This is a genomic window from Arthrobacter sp. zg-Y877, from assembly GCF_030373105.1.
Classification (GTDB): Bacteria; Actinomycetota; Actinomycetes; order Actinomycetales; family Micrococcaceae; genus Arthrobacter_B.
In genome coordinates this window covers 298266-315062 of record NZ_JAUCPU010000002.1, presented here as the reverse complement: position 1 = coordinate 315062, position 16797 = coordinate 298266, and the positions used below count along the sequence as shown (strand labels likewise).

At 65.8% G+C, this 16797-nt stretch carries 18 protein-coding genes; 10 read left to right on the top strand and 8 right to left on the bottom strand.

Going from position 1 to position 16797, the window contains the following annotated elements; all coding sequences use genetic code 11:
* Nucleotides 1–104 precede the first annotated feature (104 nt).
* Entirely contained in the window at nt 105–2027 is a 1923-nt protein-coding gene (gene typA, locus QNO03_RS05545; RefSeq protein WP_229950276.1) for a translational GTPase TypA, read from the top strand.
* Between the two features lie 86 nt (nt 2028–2113).
* Entirely contained in the window at nt 2114–2473 is a 360-nt protein-coding gene (locus tag QNO03_RS05540; protein ID WP_289602389.1) for a hypothetical protein, read from the top strand.
* 78 nt (nt 2474–2551) lie between these two features.
* Here the strand turns inward: QNO03_RS05540 and QNO03_RS05535 are convergent, their stop codons facing one another.
* A complete protein-coding gene (locus tag QNO03_RS05535; RefSeq protein WP_289602388.1) occupies nt 2552–2794 on the bottom strand; it encodes a putative acetyltransferase in 243 nt (80 codons plus the stop codon).
* Between the two features lie 139 nt (nt 2795–2933).
* Between QNO03_RS05535 and fdxA the strand changes: the two genes are divergently transcribed.
* From fdxA to QNO03_RS05520, 3 genes are all read left to right on the top strand, one after another.
* Nucleotides 2934–3257: a ferredoxin gene (fdxA, locus tag QNO03_RS05530; protein ID WP_229950282.1), complete on the top strand. Its 324-nt coding sequence runs from the start codon at nt 2934–2936 to the stop codon at nt 3255–3257.
* On the top strand, nt 3254–4417 hold the full coding sequence (gene dapC / locus QNO03_RS05525) for a succinyldiaminopimelate transaminase (protein ID WP_289602387.1): 1164 nt from the start codon (nt 3254–3256) through the stop codon (nt 4415–4417). The genes fdxA and dapC overlap by 4 nt, the downstream gene beginning before the upstream one ends.
* A 185-nt stretch (nt 4418–4602) precedes the next feature.
* Complete coding sequence (locus QNO03_RS05520) at nt 4603–5895, top strand: citrate synthase (RefSeq protein WP_229950287.1); 1293 nt, start codon at nt 4603–4605, stop codon at nt 5893–5895.
* A gap of 148 nt (nt 5896–6043) precedes the next feature.
* Here QNO03_RS05520 and galE read toward each other — a convergent pair whose 3' ends face one another.
* From galE to dapD, 3 genes are all read right to left on the bottom strand, one after another.
* Nucleotides 6044–7060, bottom strand: a complete 1017-nt coding sequence (gene galE / locus QNO03_RS05515; protein WP_229950289.1) for a UDP-glucose 4-epimerase GalE — start codon at nt 7058–7060, stop codon at nt 6044–6046.
* Nucleotides 7061–7122: 62 nt separating this feature from the next.
* Nucleotides 7123–7992 carry a VldE C-terminal domain-containing protein gene (locus QNO03_RS05510; protein WP_289602384.1) on the bottom strand — a complete coding sequence of 290 codons (870 nt, stop codon included), beginning with the start codon at nt 7990–7992 and terminating at the stop codon, nt 7123–7125.
* A gap of 12 nt (nt 7993–8004) precedes the next feature.
* Nucleotides 8005–8976, bottom strand: a complete 972-nt coding sequence (dapD, locus tag QNO03_RS05505) for a 2,3,4,5-tetrahydropyridine-2,6-dicarboxylate N-succinyltransferase (RefSeq protein WP_289602382.1) — start codon at nt 8974–8976, stop codon at nt 8005–8007.
* Between the two features lie 30 nt (nt 8977–9006).
* On the opposite strand from dapD, the gene dapE reads away from it, so the two are divergent.
* Nucleotides 9007–10101 carry a succinyl-diaminopimelate desuccinylase gene (gene dapE, locus QNO03_RS05500; protein ID WP_502874546.1) on the top strand — a complete coding sequence of 365 codons (1095 nt, stop codon included), beginning with the start codon at nt 9007–9009 and terminating at the stop codon, nt 10099–10101.
* A gap of 82 nt (nt 10102–10183) precedes the next feature.
* Here the strand turns inward: dapE and QNO03_RS05495 are convergent, their stop codons facing one another.
* The 4 genes from QNO03_RS05495 to QNO03_RS05480 all read right to left on the bottom strand — a co-directional run bounded on the left by QNO03_RS05495 (nt 10184) and on the right by QNO03_RS05480 (nt 13600).
* Nucleotides 10184–11086, bottom strand: a complete 903-nt coding sequence (locus tag QNO03_RS05495; protein WP_289602380.1) for an amino acid ABC transporter permease — start codon at nt 11084–11086, stop codon at nt 10184–10186.
* A complete protein-coding gene (locus tag QNO03_RS05490; protein ID WP_229950297.1) occupies nt 11083–11760 on the bottom strand; it encodes an amino acid ABC transporter permease in 678 nt (225 codons plus the stop codon). Before QNO03_RS05490 ends, QNO03_RS05495 begins: the two co-directional genes overlap by 4 nt.
* An 87-nt stretch (nt 11761–11847) precedes the next feature.
* The gene (locus tag QNO03_RS05485; RefSeq protein ID WP_289602379.1) at nt 11848–12702 is read right to left on the bottom strand and encodes a glutamate ABC transporter substrate-binding protein; all 855 of its coding nucleotides are present in this window, start codon (nt 12700–12702) and stop codon (nt 11848–11850) included.
* Nucleotides 12703–12820: 118 nt separating this feature from the next.
* Nucleotides 12821–13600, bottom strand: coding sequence for an amino acid ABC transporter ATP-binding protein (locus tag QNO03_RS05480; RefSeq protein ID WP_289602378.1), 780 nt, complete (start codon nt 13598–13600; stop codon nt 12821–12823).
* A 154-nt stretch (nt 13601–13754) separates the two neighbouring features.
* Between QNO03_RS05480 and QNO03_RS05475 the strand changes: the two genes are divergently transcribed.
* Genes QNO03_RS05475 through QNO03_RS05460 form a run of 4 tightly spaced genes read left to right on the top strand, consistent with a single transcriptional unit; the run spans nt 13755 to nt 16703 of the window.
* The gene (locus tag QNO03_RS05475) at nt 13755–14519 is read left to right on the top strand and encodes an LOG family protein (RefSeq protein ID WP_289602377.1); all 765 of its coding nucleotides are present in this window, start codon (nt 13755–13757) and stop codon (nt 14517–14519) included.
* Nucleotides 14520–14567: 48 nt separating this feature from the next.
* Nucleotides 14568–14909 carry a DivIVA domain-containing protein gene (locus tag QNO03_RS05470; protein ID WP_289602376.1) on the top strand — a complete coding sequence of 114 codons (342 nt, stop codon included), beginning with the start codon at nt 14568–14570 and terminating at the stop codon, nt 14907–14909.
* Nucleotides 14906–15484 (top strand): DNA-3-methyladenine glycosylase I, encoded by a 579-nt coding sequence (locus tag QNO03_RS05465; RefSeq protein WP_289602375.1) that lies wholly within the window; start codon nt 14906–14908, stop codon nt 15482–15484. The genes QNO03_RS05470 and QNO03_RS05465 overlap by 4 nt, the downstream gene beginning before the upstream one ends.
* The gene (locus tag QNO03_RS05460) at nt 15474–16703 is read left to right on the top strand and encodes a hypothetical protein (RefSeq protein ID WP_289602374.1); all 1230 of its coding nucleotides are present in this window, start codon (nt 15474–15476) and stop codon (nt 16701–16703) included. The genes QNO03_RS05465 and QNO03_RS05460 overlap by 11 nt, the downstream gene beginning before the upstream one ends.
* The last annotated feature ends 94 nt before the right edge of the window (nt 16704–16797 follow it).

Genomic DNA, 16797 nt, shown 5'->3' with positions numbered 1-16797 from the left:
GCGATTGAATCAGCATTCGTACAGAACAGCCGGAAAACGCCGGTACCAATCCGGCCGAAAAAGATACACCCCGAACTGATCTCCTATGAATTGAGTCCTCACGCATGTCAGAAACCAACACGGCTGTAAATACCGCAGTACGAAGCGATCTCCGCAACGTTGCGATTGTGGCCCACGTTGACCACGGTAAGACGACCCTCGTCGACGCCATGCTGAAGCAGACAAACTCGTTTGCCGCCCACGGTGACGTGGAAGACCGCGTGATGGACTCCGGTGACCTGGAGCGCGAAAAGGGCATCACCATCCTGGCCAAGAACACCACCGTGTTCTACAACGGTCCGGCTGCCAAGGGTGAAACCATCACCATCAACGTCATCGACACCCCCGGCCACGCCGACTTCGGCGGCGAGGTCGAGCGCGGCCTGTCCATGGTCGACGGCGTTGTCCTCCTCGTTGACGCATCCGAGGGCCCGCTGCCGCAGACCCGTTTCGTGCTGCGTAAGGCGCTGGCCGCGAAGCTGCCGGTAGTCCTTCTGGTCAACAAGACCGACCGTCCCGATGCCCGGATCGACGAAGTTGTCAGCGAGTCCATGGACCTGCTGCTCGGCCTCGCCTCCGACCTCGCCGACGAAGTTCCGGACCTTGACCTTGACCTGATCCTGAACGTTCCCGTTGTGTACGCCGCCGCCCGCGTCGGTGCCGCTTCCCTGGAACAGCCGGCCGACGGCGACGCTCCCGCGAATGACAACCTGGAACCGCTGTTCCAGACGATCCTCGAGCACATCCCCGCCCCCACGTACGATCCCGAAGGTGTCCTTCAGGCGCACGTCACCAACCTGGATGCCTCCCCGTTCCTCGGCCGCCTGGCCCTGCTGCGTATCTTCAACGGCACCCTGCGCAAGGGCCAGACCGTTGCCTGGGCCCGCCACGACGGCACCATGAAGACCGTCAAGATCACCGAACTGCTGGCCACCAAGGCACTGGACCGGGTTCCGACCGAATCCGCCGGACCGGGCGAGATCGTTGCCGTCGCCGGTATCGAGGACATCACCATTGGTGAGACCCTGACCGACGTCGACAACCCCAAGCCGCTGCCGCTGATCACCGTGGATGATCCTGCGATCTCCATGACCATCGGTATCAACACCTCGCCGCTGGCCGGCCGGGTCAAGGGCGCCAAGGTCACCGCCCGCCAGGTCAAGGACCGCCTCGACAAGGAACTCATCGGCAACGTGTCGCTGAAGGTTCTTCCGACCGAGCGTCCGGATGCCTGGGAAGTCCAGGGCCGCGGCGAGCTCGCGCTGGCCATTCTCGTGGAGCAGATGCGCCGCGAAGGCTTCGAGCTGACTGTCGGCAAGCCGCAGGTGGTCACCAAGATCGTTGACGGCAAGGTCAACGAGCCGATGGAGCACATGACCATCGACGTACCCGAGGAATACCTGGGTGCGGTCACGCAGCTGATGGCCGTCCGCAAGGGCCGCATGGTCAACATGGCCAACCACGGCACCGGCTGGGTCCGCATGGAATTCATCGTTCCCGCCCGCGGCCTGATCGGCTTCCGCACCAAGTTCCTCACGGAAACCCACGGCGCCGGCATCTCCTCGTCCATCGCCGAGGGCTACGAGCCTTGGGCCGGCCCGATCGAGTACCGCACCAACGGTTCGCTGATCTCCGACCGCTCCGGCGTCGTCACCCCGTTCGCCATGATCAAGCTGCAGGAACGCGGTTCCTTCTTCGTGGAGCCCACCTCCGAGGTCTACGAAGGCATGATCGTCGGCGAGAACTCCCGCGCCGATGACATGGACGTGAACATCACGAAGGAAAAGCAGCTCACCAACATGCGTGCTGCGTCCTCGGACACCTTCGAGAACCTCACCCCGCCGCGGAAGCTCACCCTGGAAGAGTCGCTTGAATTCGCCCGTGAGGACGAATGCGTCGAGGTCACCCCGGAAGCGATCCGCATCCGCAAGCTGGTCCTGAACGCCAACGACCGGGCCAAGGCCAACCGCGCCCGCGCCAAGGCCTAGTCATTTCCACTTCGGCTGAATCCGGCAAGAGGTCCCCGCGCTGGCGGGGGCCTCTTGCCGCCGTTGCCGGCGGACTCCTCGCGGCGGTGCTGGGTACGTCCCTGCACAGTCACGTGGTCTACGCCGGCGATAACGGGCTGCCGGTCGGTGCCCTGCTGGCAGTGGTGTTCAGCAGTGCCGTGGCGCTGCTGGTCGGGCTGTGGCAGCGCAGCGCGTTGCTGAGTGCCGCGACCGGCGTCATCACCTACCTGCTGCTGGGGCTTTTCTCCCTGGACCTCGTCAGCGAGGTTCCGCTGATCGTGACCGGTTCCTCTGCGGAGGAACAGCCTCCGGTGGTTACCGCGGGCGTGGTGTGGCTTTTCGGCCAGGCCGTCGCCACGGTCATCGCTGTGCTGGCCTGTGCACGGGTGCTGGGCCGCGACCGCGCAGCCGGGACCGCAGCCTAGGCGCCGCAGAACCCAAAAAGTATGTAGGAAGGCCGCTGGAACATTGTTCCGGCGGCCTTTGTCATGGGATCTTCAGGGTCAGAGCGGACGCGTCCGGGCAGCCCGGCGAGGGGGAGCGGGCGGTACGGTCTTGGCGGCCGTCACCAGGGGGTAGGGAATGACGACGTCGCCGCGCCGGGTGGATACGGTGCACTCGCCGGCCCCGATGCTGCTGAGCGTGCCGAGCGCATCGGTCAGGCCGCCTTCGATGCGGTATCGCACCACCACGCGCACCCCGGGCTGCAGGCCGCGCAGCACGGCGGCTGGTTCGGAGGAGGTCATGCTCCCATCCTATGGCGGGGCCGTAGTCACGGGGACGCTCCGGCTGGGAGATAATGGACAAGGCTACTAACGTGGAACCAACACCCAGCGACCCGCCGTCCTACCGGCCGACGGTCCGCAGATCAGGAAGGCAAGGGACGTGACGTACGTAATTGCGCAGCCGTGCGTGGATGTAAAAGACAAGGCATGTATTGAAGAGTGCCCCGTGGACTGCATCTATGAAGGCGAACGCTCCCTCTACATCCACCCGGACGAATGCGTCGACTGCGGCGCCTGCGAACCCGTCTGCCCGGTGGAGGCCATTTATTACGAAGACGACACTCCCGAGGAATGGGCCGACTACTACAAGGCCAACGTTGAGTTCTTCGATGAGCTTGGCTCGCCGGGCGGTGCCGCCAAGGTAGGCAACACCCACATGGACCACCCGATCATTGCGGCCCTGCCGCCGCAGAACCAGGCATGAGCGTGGCGGCGTCCCGGGCTTTCGGGCTGGACCTGCCGGAATACCCCTGGGACGCCATGGCGCCATACCAGCGCCGGGCCGCCGAGCATCCCGGCGGTGCCGTGAACCTCTCCATCGGCACGCCCGTGGACCCCACTCCCGCCGTCGTCCGTGAGGCGCTGGCGGCGGCGTCGGACGCCCCGGGGTATCCCACCACGCACGGCACCGCAGATCTGCGTGCCGCCGTCGTGGAGTGGTTCGCCCGGCGCCGGAACGTCCCCGGACTGGATCCCGAGGCTGTGCTGCCCACCGTGGGCTCGAAGGAGCTCGTCGCGTGGCTGCCGCTGCTCCTGGGACTGGGGGAGGGCGACGTCGTCGTCCGTCCCGTGGTCGCCTACCCCACCTACGACATGGGCGCGGTATTTGCCGGCGCGACGGCGGTGGCCGCCGACCACCTCTCTGACCTGGACGAACAGACCCGTGCCCGTGTACGGCTGGTCTGGGTAAACTCCCCGGGCAACCCCACCGGAATCGTGCGCTCGGCCGAGTCGCTGCGTGCGCTCGTGGAAGAAGCGCGGGCCGTGGGCGCCGTGGTCGCCTCCGACGAATGCTATGCCGAACTCGGCTGGGGCCAGTGGGACCCTGCTGTTGGCGGAGAACCCGTCCCCAGCATCCTGGATCCGCGGGTCAGCGGCGGGAGCACCGACTCCCTGCTCGCGGTGTATTCGCTCAGCAAGCAATCGAACATGGCCGGTTACCGTGCCGCCTTCACCGCCGGCGATCCGGCGCTCATTGCCAACCTGGTCAACAGCCGCAAGCACGCCGGGATGATTGTGCCCGCACCGGTGCAGGCGGCCATGGCCGCAGCACTGCGCGATGATGTGCACGTGGCCGCACAGAAGGACCTCTACCGTTCCCGCCGGAACCGGCTGGTGCCGGCGCTCGAGGCGTTCGGACTGAAGATTGAACATTCCGAGGCCGGGCTGTACCTGTGGGCGAGTGCGGGAGCGGACACCTGGGCAACCGTGGCACGCTTCGCGGAACTGGGCATAGTGGTGGGGCCGGGTGTTTTCTACGGTGACGCAGGGGCTGGCTTTGTCCGGATCGCCCTGACCGGCACGGACGAGGGCGTCAATGCAGCCGCAGACCGCCTGCACGCAGCATCGACCGCGCGGGAATAGTATTAGGCACTGCACCGGCATAACGCGGCAGCCCATGTTGCGCTTGTACAACAGTACCCGCCCCGATTAGTGGTAAGGGCACTGAAACCGGTAGCGTTTTAGCGAAATAGTTTAGTGGAATGCACTATGTCCGCCGGAAGCGGATGTACATAGCGGCGGTTTCGAAAACTCCTAAAGGAGAATTAATGACTGAGCAACCAAGTGCCAAGCTCCAGTACGGGCCAAACCCGGAAGATGAGCTTGTACTGCCCCGCGTTGCCGCAGCTGAGGGAAACAACGGTTACGACGTTTCCAAGCTGCTGAAGCAGACCGGCACCGTCACTTTTGACCCCGGCTTCATGAACACGGCGGCCACCACCTCCGCGATCACCTACATCGACGGCGACCAGGGCATCCTGCGCTACCGCGGCTACCCGATCGAGCAGCTGGCAAAGCACTCCAGCTTCCTCGAGACCTCCTACCTGCTGATCTACGGGGAACTGCCGACCCCCACCGAGCTGGAGAACTTCGACCAGCGGATCCGCCGCCACACCCTGCTCCACGAAGACCTCAAGGGCTTCTTCGGCGGATTCCCGCGCGATGCGCACCCGATGCCGGTGCTGTCCTCGGCAGTCAGCGCCCTCTCCACCTTCTACCAGGACTCCCTGGACCCGTTCGATGAGGAACAGGTGGAGCTCTCCACGGTCCGCCTCATGGCGAAGCTGCCCGTGATTGCTGCCTACGCGCACAAGAAGTCCATCGGCCAGCCGATGCTCTACCCGGACAACTCCATGAACCTGGTGGAGAACTTCATGCGTCTGTCCTTCGGCCTGCCGGCCGAGCCGTATGAAATCGATCCCGACCTGGTGAAGGCCCTGGACCTGCTGCTGATCCTGCACGCGGACCACGAGCAGAACTGCTCCACCTCCACTGTCCGCCTGGTGGGCAGCTCCAACGCCAACATGTTCGCGTCCGTCTCCGCCGGCATCAGCGCCCTCTTCGGCCCGCTCCACGGCGGTGCCAACGAAGCCGTGCTGAACATGCTGCGGGACATCCAGTCCACCGGCATGCAGCCGGAGGCGTTCATGGAGAAGGTCAAGAACAAGGAAGACGGCGTGAAGCTCATGGGCTTCGGGCACCGCGTCTACAAGAACTACGATCCGCGCGCCAAGATCGTCAAGGCCACCGCCCACGACATCCTCGCCAAGCTCGGCGGCAACGACGAGCTGCTGGATATCGCCATGCGCCTGGAAGAGAAGGCCCTGGCCGATGATTACTTCATCGAGCGCAAGCTGTACCCGAACGTGGACTTCTACACGGGCCTGATCTACAAGGCCATGGGCTTCCCCGAGAAGATGTTTACGGTGCTGTTCGCCATTGGCCGCCTGCCGGGCTGGATTGCCCAGTGGCGCGAAATGATGCAGGATCCGCAGACCAAGATCGGCCGCCCGCGCCAGCTCTACACGGGTGCCCCGGAGCGCAGCTACCCGCAGCGCTGATCCACTGCAAAAACACGCAAAAACATAAAAGACAGAAGGTCCCCGGAAAATTCCGGGGACCTTCTGTTTTTCTTTACTGCCGGCGCCTGCCTTTGCTGCCGGCGCCTGCCTTTGCTGCCGGCGCCTGGCAGGGCCTGCAACGCAGAAATTATTCGGCGGCGTAACCCTCGGGGTTGTTCTTCTGCCAGCGCCAGTGGTCCTCGCACATGCTTTCCAGCGTGCGCTCGGCTCGCCAGCCCAGATCCGCGTGCGCTGCGGCGGGGTCGGCGTAGCTGACGGCTGCGTCGCCCGGACGCCGGGCGGCGAATTCGTACGGGATTTCCTTACCGGCTGCGGCGGAGAAGGCGGAGAGGACCTCCAGGACGGAGGAGCCGTTGCCGGTGCCCAGGTTCCAGCGGTGGACGCCCGGGGTTTCGCCCAGGAAGTTGAGGGCGGCCAGGTGGCCGGCGGCGAGGTCCACCACGTGGATGTAGTCGCGGACGCCGGTGCCGTCCGGCGTGGGGTAGTCGTTGCCGAAGACCATAACCTTCTCGCGGCGGCCGACGGCTACCTGCGCCACGAACGGCAGCAGGTTGTTCGGGGTGCCGGTGGGGTCCTCGCCGATACGGCCGGACTCGTGGGCGCCTGCGGGGTTGAAATAGCGCAGCAGGGCAACGTTCCACCGTTCGTCGGCGGCACCGAGGTCGCTGAGGATGTCCTCGATCTGCTCCTTGGTGCGGCCGTACGGGTTCACGGCGTCCATGGGGGAGTCCTCGGTGAGGGGAACCTCTTCGGATGCCCCGTAGACGGTCGCCGAGGAACTGAAGACGATGGTCCGGACGTCGTGCCGGTCCATGGCGTGCAGCAGGTTGATGGTGCCGACCACGTTGTTGGAGTAGTAATACAGCGGTTTCGCCACGGATTCGCCCACGGCCTTCAGCCCGGCGAAGTGGATGACGGCGTCGATGGGCCGGCTGTCGAAAACCGCCTCCAGCGCGGCCTCGTCCAGCAGGTCTGCCTTGATGAACTCGGCCTTACGGCCGGTCAGCTCCTGGACGCGCCGGAGTGACTCTTCGCTGGAGTTCAGGAGGTTGTCCACAACCACCACGTCGTGGCCCGCTTCGAGCAGGGCCAGCGTGGTGTGGGATCCGATATAACCGGTGCCACCGGTGACTAGAATGCGCATGCTTCTAAGCCTAAACGCTTGCCCGGCGGCATCCGCGGTGGAAGGCCGCTGGGTCGGCCGGATTATTCCGCGGGGAGGGTAAACGCGGTGACGGCAACCTGCCCGGCGACGGCGTCCGATTCCTCCCAGACAGCGCTGCCCTGATGCCAGGTCCGCCCCTCGTACGCCACCGACTCGATGCCGAGCGCCTTGGCATTGGCGACAAACCACTGCGCAATGGACCAGCCGTAGGCGCCCTCGACGTCGGCCAGGTACAGCGGGCCCAGGACGGAACCGTTGAGCGGCCCGTAGACTTCCTCGACGGCCGCAGCGCTCTGCGCGGGGTCAGCGGTGGCAGTCGGGGTGTGCAGGGTGCAGGACAGGGCGGCGGGGGTCTGCCCGGTCAGGGCGGACGCGAAGGCCCGGGCAGGTCCTTCGTGTTTGGCGTAGGCATCCGGGAAGGCGCTGCGCTGGACGGTCTGGGCCGCCTCCGTGATCGGGAGGTCCAGGTAGCCGGGCACCTGCTCCAGCCCGTTGTAGAACGCGTTTGCGGCGTACACCGGGTCCATGATCTGTTCCTGGCTGCCCCAGCCCTGGGAGGGGCGCTGCTGGAAGAGTCCGCGGGAGTCCGGGCCGGCGTCGTCACCGTAATCCACGTTGCGCAGCCCCGATTCCTGCAGGGCGGTGGCCAGGGCTATCGAGACGGCGCGCGGCGGCAGCCCGCGGGCCACCGCCACGCCGGAAATAGTCGAGGCGTGCGCGGCCTGCTCGAGCGTCAGCCGGTATTCCGCGCCGCCGACGACAGCGATGCAGCGTTCGGCAATCACCGGCGCCTGCTTCCTGCCCGAGAGCGCGGACGCCGCGAACAACGCGGCGAACGCAGCGAGGCACAGCACCAGCAGCAGGACCAGCACGCGGAAGCTGCGGGTCTCATGCTGCTGGAGCAGTTGCATCGGACTGGCCTGCTAGTTCGCGTGCAGCGCGGAGTTCAGCTCCACGGTGCGTCCGTTGCGGGGGAGTGCCTCTACGGCACCGGTGGTGGAGTTACGGCGGAACAGGAGGTTCGGCACGCCGGAGAGTTCAGCAGCCTTCACCAGCCGCGGCTCGCCGCCGTCCTGCACGGACACCCGGGTGCCGGAAGTGACGTACAGGCCGGCCTCGACCACACTGTCGTCACCGATGCTGATGCCGACGCCGGAGTTGGCGCCCAGGAGCACCCGTTCACCCAGCGTGATTTTTTTCTTGCCGCCGCCGGAAAGGGTGCCCATGATGGAGGCTCCGCCGCCGACGTCGGTCCCGTCACCCACCACTACGCCGGCGGAAATGCGTCCTTCGACCATCGAGGTGCCGAGGGTGCCGGCATTGAAGTTCACGAAGCCTTCGTGCATCACCGTGGTGCCTTCGGCCAGGTGCGCTCCCAGCCGGACCCGGCCGGCGTCGGCAATCCGCACACCGGAGGGCAGGACGTAGTCGGTCATACGGGGGAACTTGTCCACGCCGAAGACGGTCACGGGGCCGCGGCTGCGCAGCCGCAGGCGGACAGCCTCGAAGTCGGCGACCGCGCACGGGCCGTAGTTGGTCCAGACGACGTTGGGCAGGGCGGCGAAAATGCCGTCCAGGTTGATGCTGTTCGGCTGCACCAGGCGGCTGGAGAGCAGGTGCAGGCGAAGGTAGGCGTCGGCGGTATCCGATGGGGCGGCGTCCAGGTCCACCTGGACGGACAGCACCTCGCCGTGCGTGCCGCGGATGCCGTCGGCCATGGCAGCGGCCGCGGCTTCAAGGTCGGCCTGCAGGGCCGGGTCGGAAGCGGAGGCGCCCAGCAGGGGGCGCGGGAACCAGGTATCCAGCACAACACCGTCGGAAGTGACGGTGGCCAGGCCAAGGCCCGAGGCGGTGCGGATGGTTTCAGCGGGGGTGGGGGCAGCGCTTGAAGTCATGGGCCCCAGTCTACCGAGCGGTACTGTGGGGTGGTGACTTCTGCAGCCTTGCCATCCTTGGACCTTGCCGGTGATGTGGCGGACCTGACGGCCGCCCTGATGGACTACGAGAGCGTCTCCGGAAACGAAACCGCCCTCGCCGACGCCGTTGAAACCGCCCTGCGCGCCTACCCGCACCTTGAGGTGTCCCGGGACGGGGACTCCGTTGTGGCCAGGACCCGGCTCGGGCGGGCCGAGCGGGTCATCCTCGCCGGGCACCTGGATACCGTGCCGCTGCCGACGGTGCCCGGCTCGCGCGGAACCGTGCCGTCGTCGTGGGACGGGGAGATCCTGTACGGCCGCGGCGCCACCGATATGAAGGGCGGCGTGGCGGTCCAGCTGGCGCTGGCGGCTTCCCTTACCGACCCGGCCAGGGATGTCACCTACATTTTCTACGATCACGAAGAAGTGGAGGCCTCGCTCAGCGGACTCGGCCGGCTGGCCGAAAGCCACCCGGACTGGCTGAAGGCGGACTTCGCAGTCCTCCTGGAACCCACCAACGGCACGGTCGAGGGCGGCTGCAACGGCACCATGCGTTTCCATGCCACCACTACCGGCAGGGCGGCGCACTCGGCCCGGGCCTGGATGGGGGAGAACGCCATCCACGCAGCCGCGGAGATCCTGGTACGGCTGCGCGACCATTCACCGGCCACGGTTTCCGTGGAGGGACTGGACTTCCGCGAATCCCTGAACGCCGTGCGGATCTGGGGCGGGAGCGCCGGCAACGTGATCCCGGACGCGGCCACGGTGGAGATCAACTACCGCTTTGCCCCGGACAAGGGCATCGAGGAGGCCGACGCCTACGTCCGCGAACTGCTGGCAGGGTTCGACGTCGTCCGCACGGACGCCGCCGCCGGAGCCCGGCCGGGGCTGAACCTCCCGGCCGCCGCGTCGTTCGTGGCCGCGGTGGGTGCCGAGCCCAAGCCGAAATACGGCTGGACCGACGTCGCCCGGTTCAGTGAACTGGGGATCCCGGCAGTGAACTTCGGTCCCGGGGATGCCCTGCTCGCCCACACGGATAACGAGCACGTCCGCGCGGGCGCCATCCGGGACTGCCGCGCGGCACTGCGTTCCTGGCTGGGCTAGGACCGCCGGCAGGAAAACAGCACAAAAGGAGGGGACCGGCAGTGCCGGTCCCCTCCTTTTGTGTTCTGTGTCCGGGTGGGGGCTAGTTGGCCGCACCCTTTGCCGGTGCCGTAGCCGGTACCGGAGTAACGCCTTCGGGTTCGAGGGTCTCCTCGATCTTCAGCACCTTGCCCGCGCGGGCGCCCAGGCGCCGGGAGAGGCGTCCGGCAGCGAAGGTGAGCAGCCAGTTGAGGGCGATGAAGATTGCCGCGGTAATCAGCAGGGCGGGCAGGATGTTGCCTTCACCCGCCGCCAGGCGCCGGGCGTAGTCCAGCAGCTCGGTGTAGCCGATGAAGGTGCCCAGGGCGGAGTCCTTGAGGATCACCACGAACTGGCTCAGCAGTGCCGGCAGCATGGCAACCAGTGCCTGCGGCATCTCGATGCTGCGCAGCGACTGTCCGGGGGTGAGGCCAATGGCGAGGCCTGCCTCGCGCTGGCCCTTCGGCAGCCCGTAGACGCCGGAGCGTACCAACTCGGCAATCACCGAACCGTTGTAGAGCGTCAGGGCAATGACCACCGCCACGAAGGGAACCTGTGCCGGTTCCACCGAAGTGTTCTTCGAGAGGAACTGGTAGAAGAACACCATCATCAGCAGGACGGGAACGGCGCGGAAGAATTCCACCACGATCCCGCAGACCCAGCTGACCGGCTTGAAGCTGGACAACCGGCCAATGCCGAAGAGAAGGCCGAAAACAACCGACGTCACCACGGCAACGGCGGCGGCCTTCAGCGTGGAAAGCAGGCCCGGAAGCAGGAAGAACTCCCACGTCCGCCATTCCAGGAAGGGCGTCCACTTTGCCGCGTCGAACTGGCCCTTGTCCGCGAGCCCGGAGACAGCCGTCCAGAGCAGTGCGGCAATCAGCAGCACGCCCAGGACATTGCCGATCCTGATGTTCCGGCGGGCTTTGGGACCGGGAGCATCAAACAGGACATTCTGCGCGCTCATCGTGCGACCGCCAGTTTCTTCGAAGCCCAGGTGGTGAGCAGGCCGATGGGGATGACGATGATGACGTAGCCAATCGCAAAGGTGAGGAAGATCTGCGTCATCAGGTTGGGGGAGAACTCAATCATTGTCTTCATCACGCTGGAGGTTTCCAGGGCAACACCGGCAGTGGCAGCCACGGTGGTGTTCTTCACCAGGGCAATCAGCACGTTGCCCATCGGGGCGATGGCTCCGCGGAAGGCCTGCGGCATGATGATCAGGCCGGCGGCCGGCAGGAAGCCCAGTCCGATGGCACGTGCGGCTTCAGCCTGTCCCAGCGGAACGGTGTTAACGCCGCTGCGGATGGCCTCGCAGAAGAACGCTGCGTGGTAAATGGTCAGGGACAGCACGGCCAGGCGGAAGAAGTTGGTGGTGAAGTCGCTCGAGAGGCTGACGTTCAGCTGCGACCACAGCGCAAGCGAACCGAACACCATGATGATGGTCAGCGGCGTGTTGCGGAAAATGTTGACATAGGCGGCACCGAACCACTGCAGGCTGGGGATCGGTGAGATCCGCATCAGTGCCAGCACGGTACCAAGTATCAGCGACCAGAGCGCCGCCCAGAACGCGAGCTGGATATTGACCCAGAAAGCGCCGACGACGTCGTACTGATCGAAGAGGGCAGTGAAACCCTCCATGTGTCACCTCTTTACGGTGGAAGAAAACCCGCAACGGGGAAGCCGGACCAGGATCCGGCTTCCCCGCGGGGGTGGAACGTTCAGGAACTAGGCGCAGGCGTCCGGCGTGGGCGGGTTCAGGTCTTCGTTGAACTTGTAGTCGGCGCCTTCAGTGTTCTTCTTGATGGCTTCCTCCCACGCACCCTCTTCGACCATCTTGGTGATGGCTGCGTTGACGTCCTCACACTTGACGAGGCCGCCTGCCTTCGGCAGGCCGACGCCGTACTTCTCCTCGGAGAAGGTGTTGCCGACAACCTTGAATTCGCCCTTGTTGGCGTCGGTGGACGCCAGGCCGGCGAGGATGATGTCGTCAGTGGTGACGGCGTCAATGGAGCCGCCCTGCATGGCGGTAACGCACTCGGCGTAGCTCGGCTGCTCCAGCAGGTTTACGCCTGCGGAGTAGTTGTCCTTGATCTTCTGCGCGGACGTGGAGCCGGTGACGGAGCAAAGGTTCTTGCCGTCCAGGTCGTCGGGTCCGGTGATGTCGCTGTCGGCGGGAACCAGAAGGTCCTGGCCGGCCACGAAGTAGGGTCCTGCGAAAGCAACCTTTTCCTTGCGGGCGTCAGTGATGGAGTAGGTCGCGAAGATCATGTCCAGCTGGTCGTTCTCGAGCATGTTCTCGCGCTGGGCGGAGGGGCTGGAGATGAACTCGATCCGGTCCTCGGGGTAGCCCAGCTCGTTGGCGACGTACTTGGCGACGTCGACGTCGAAGCCGGAGTAGCTGCCGCCCTCGTCGAAGCCCAGGCCCGGCTGGTCGAACTTGATGCCGATGCGGATCTGCTCGCCGGCGCCCTCGGTGCTGCCGGACTCGGAGCCGGCCTCATCGGAACCGCCGCCACAGGCGGACAGGGTCAGTGCTGCGGCGGCGGCGATGGCCGCTGCGGCGTAACGGGTCTTGCGCATGTTTTTCTCCTTGCATTGCGGTCCTCCGCGCAAAAGCGGAGGACCTAGCCTCATAAGGGTTGCCCCCAACTGGTGAAACCCCGGTACTGCTGGTGGAGCGTGTAGTGCTTGGAACGGTTTAGTGGGAGAGGATTTTGCCCAGGAAGTCCTTGGCGCGGTCGCTCTTCGGGTTCGTGAAGAATTCCTCGGGGGTGCCTTCCTCGACGATTTGTCCGTCGGCCATGAAGATCACCCGGTCCGCAGCCTTGCGGGCGAAGCCCATTTCGTGGGTAACCACGACCATGGTCATGCCGTCCTTCGCCAGACCGACCATGGTGTCCAGGACCTCGTTGATCATTTCCGGGTCCAGGGCGGAGGTGGGCTCGTCGAAGAGCATGACCTTGGGCTTCATGGCCAGCGCGCGGGCAATGGCCACACGCTGCTGCTGTCCGCCGGAGAGCTGTGCGGGGAGTTTGTTTGCCTGGTTGGCAACACCCACGCGTTCGAGCAGCTCCATGGCCAGCTTCTTGGCTTCGGCCGGCTTGGACTTGCGGACCTTGACCGGACCCAGGGAGACGTTGTCCACGATGGACTTGTGGGCGAACAGGTTGAAGGACTGGAAGACCATGCCGACGTCGGCGCGCAGCTTGGCAAGCGCCTTGCCTTCCGACGGCAGGACGGCGCCGTCAACGGTGATTTCGCCGTCGTCGATGGTCTCGAGCCGGTTGATGGCACGGCACAGGGTTGACTTGCCGGACCCGGAGGGCCCGATCACCACCACTACCTCGCCGCGGGCAATGTCGAGATTGATGTTCTGCAGGACATGGAGGTCCCCGAAATGCTTGTTCACGTTCTTCAGCGAAACAAGCGGTGCAGCGGATTCAGGCACGGATATACCTGGGGATGTGTCACTGGTCATAAGGAAAATCTAACCATTGTTTATTGCCGGCGTGTGTCACGGGCCACCAGGGGAGGTAATTGTGACGTAAGCGCAACCTGTTCGGCGCAGCGCCGGCCGACGTCGCCGGCCGCGTTGCCAGCGGCGCCATCACGGCTAGCCTAGAGGAATGCCTATGAGTGAAGACCCCCGTCCCACACCTTCTGATCATCCGCGCAAGCGGGGGCCGGTGGAGCTGCGCCGGGGCGCGGCCCTGGCCCCCCAGTCGGACCGGTTCCTGCTGGATTCGTCCGACGGAACCCATTTCACCCACACCGACCCCTGGCGGGTGCTGCGGATCCAGAGCGAATTCGTGGAAGGTTTCGGCACCCTCTCCGAACTCGGGCCAGCCGTAAGCGTGTTCGGGTCCGCGCGGAGCGTTCCCGGCTCCCGGTACTACAAGCTTGGCGAAGAGGTGGGCAGGCTGCTGGCCGAGGCAGGCCTGGCAGTGATTACCGGCGGCGGACCGGGTTCCATGGAAGCCGCGAACAAGGGGGCGGTGGGCGCCGACGGCCTGTCCGTGGGCCTCGGCATCGAGCTCCCCTTCGAGACGGGGCTGAACGAGTGGGTGGACCTGGGGGTTAATTTCCGGTACTTCTTCGTACGCAAGACCATGTTCGTCAAGTACGCGCAGGGCTTCATCGTCCTGCCGGGCGGGTTCGGGACCCTGGATGAGCTCTTCGAGGCCATGACCCTGGTGCAGACGCAGAAGGTGACCTCGTTCCCGATCGTGCTGATCGGCACGGAGTTCTGGAATCCGCTGCTTGGGTGGATCAGGGAGACCCTGCTGGCCGAGGGGATGGTGGGCGAAGCCGACCTCAAGCTGCTGCACGTGGTGGACGACCCGGCCGACGCCGTGCGGCTGATGATTGCCGACAGCGCCGGACACGTTTCACCCTGACCCCCGCCGCCACGGCCCGCAGGCCCGCGCATCTGGCACGATTGTCCTGTGACTCTCCTGCTGGTATTCCTTGCCATCGCCGTGCTGGGTGTGGCGGCCGTGTTCGGTATCGGAAGGCTGCGCCCCGGAATCCCCGGCGCAGGCGTCATCACGGACGCCCAGGGCCTGCCGGAGCCGGATCCCCGCCTGCCGCCCGTGCTGCTGCCGGAGCACCCCGCGGCCGGTGATGTGTCCCGCCTCCGGTTCTCGGTGGCCCTGCGCGGATACCGGATGGACCAGGTGGATGCGGTGCTGGACCGGCTGGCCGGCGCCCTGGCCGAACGGGACGCCCGCATCGCCCGGCTGGAGGCTGCGGGACCGGATGCCGCTCCCGGCGGAGACGCTTCATGAGCGCAGAACCAGGGGCCGACGGACGGCTGCGCTGCGGCTGGGCGCTCGCCAGTGCGGACTACCAGCACTACCACGACACCGAATGGGGGCGTGCCGTGGAGGGCGAGGCAGCCCTCTTCGAACGGTTGAGCCTTGAAGCCTTTCAGTCCGGGCTGAGCTGGATCACCATCCTGCGCAAGCGGGAGGCGTTCCGTGCCGCCTTCGCCGGCTTCGAACCGCGGGCGGTGGCAGCCTTTGGCGACGCCGACCGGCAGCGGTTGCTGGCCGATGCCGGGATAGTGCGCAACGCCGCCAAAATCGATGCCGTGATCAACAATGCGCGGGCCCTTCTGGAGCTCCCTGCCAACGAAAGCCTCGGCGGCCTGCTGGCCCGGTACCGCGCCCCGGCGGACAGTCCCGCGCCGAAGACCCTTGATGACGTCCCCGCAGCGACCCCGGACTCCGCCGCCCTGGCCAAGGACCTGAAAAAACGCGGTTTCCGGTTTGTAGGGCCGGTTACCGCCTATGCAATGCTCCAGGCGACCGGCTACGTGAACGACCACCTCGCCGACTGCTGGGTACGCGATGGAAGCTGAAGCACCCCTGGACACGGTCCACCGGGCAAAGGCGGCGGCGGGCCGTGCCGGCGCAGCCCTGACGCGCTGGCCCTGGTATCTGCAGGTCCTTTCGCTGTGGGCAGCCGCCCGGCTCTTCTCCTGTGCGGTGCTCGCCGCCGCCGCCCGGTTCCAGCCTGCCGGACCGTGGTGGGACGCGTCGCCGTCGTACTGGGAATTCATCAATATCTGGGATGGCGAGTGGTATTCACGGATCTTCGCGGACGGCTATCCGGATAGCGTCCCGCGGGACGCGGCCGGTAACGCGGTGGAGAACGAGTGGGCCTTCTACGCGCTGTTTCCGCTGCTGGTGCGCGTGCTCGACGCCGGTACCGGCCTGGGCTGGAATGTCCTGGCCCCGGTGGCGGCCACTGCCGCCGGTTTTGCCGCCGCACTCGTCATCTACCGGTTGTTCCGGCTGCGTGCGGGGAAGGGCACCGCGATGTGGGCGGTGCTGTTTGTGGCCGTCTTCCCCGTGTCCCCGATCCTGCAGGTTCCGTACGCGGAGTCGCTGAACCTGCTCCTGCTCGCGGGATCGCTGTATCTGTTTGTGGCCGGCCGCTACCTCACCGCCATTCCGGTGGTGGCGCTGATGTGCCTTTCCCGGCCCGTCGGCGTTCCCTTTGCGCTCGCGGTCGGGCTGGTGCTGGCGGTTCGGTTCCTCCGCAGGCGGCAGGTCGGCTTTCCCGCCCGGCAGGCCTGGCGGCTTCTGGCTCTTGCCGGTGCGGCCGGAGTCTCGGCGCTGGCCTGGCCGGTGATCGCATGGGTGTCCACCGGAGACCTTCGCGCCTATACCGACACGGAAAGTGCCTGGCGGTTCGGCAATCTCGTGCCGTTCAAACCCTGGCTGACCATGACCGGGAACCTCTTTGGGCCGCTGTTCGGTCCCGTGGTTCTGGGAGCTTTGCTGGTGGCCGTGGCGCTCTACCTCACGTCGGAACCGGTCCGGCGGCTGGGACTGGAACTGCAGTTATGGTGTGCGGCCTATGTCCTTTATCTGCTGGTATTCCTGAATCCGCAGACAAGTACCTTCCGCCTTCTGCTTCCGCTGTTTCCGCTGGCGCTCTCCGCGGCCTGGCTGAGCCGGTCCAGGGCGTACCGGGGGACCGTTGCCGCAGCGTTCGCCGTACTGCAGATTGTCTGGGTGGTATGGCTGTGGAGGTGGACGGAATTACCCGGTGGCGGGGACTATCCGCCCTAGTCTGTGGCCCGCAACACACGAAATTTCGTTTGCCGGCTACTTGTGCGGAATAATGACAGCAATTGCCGGGCGGATATTTTACTTCCAGCGGCAG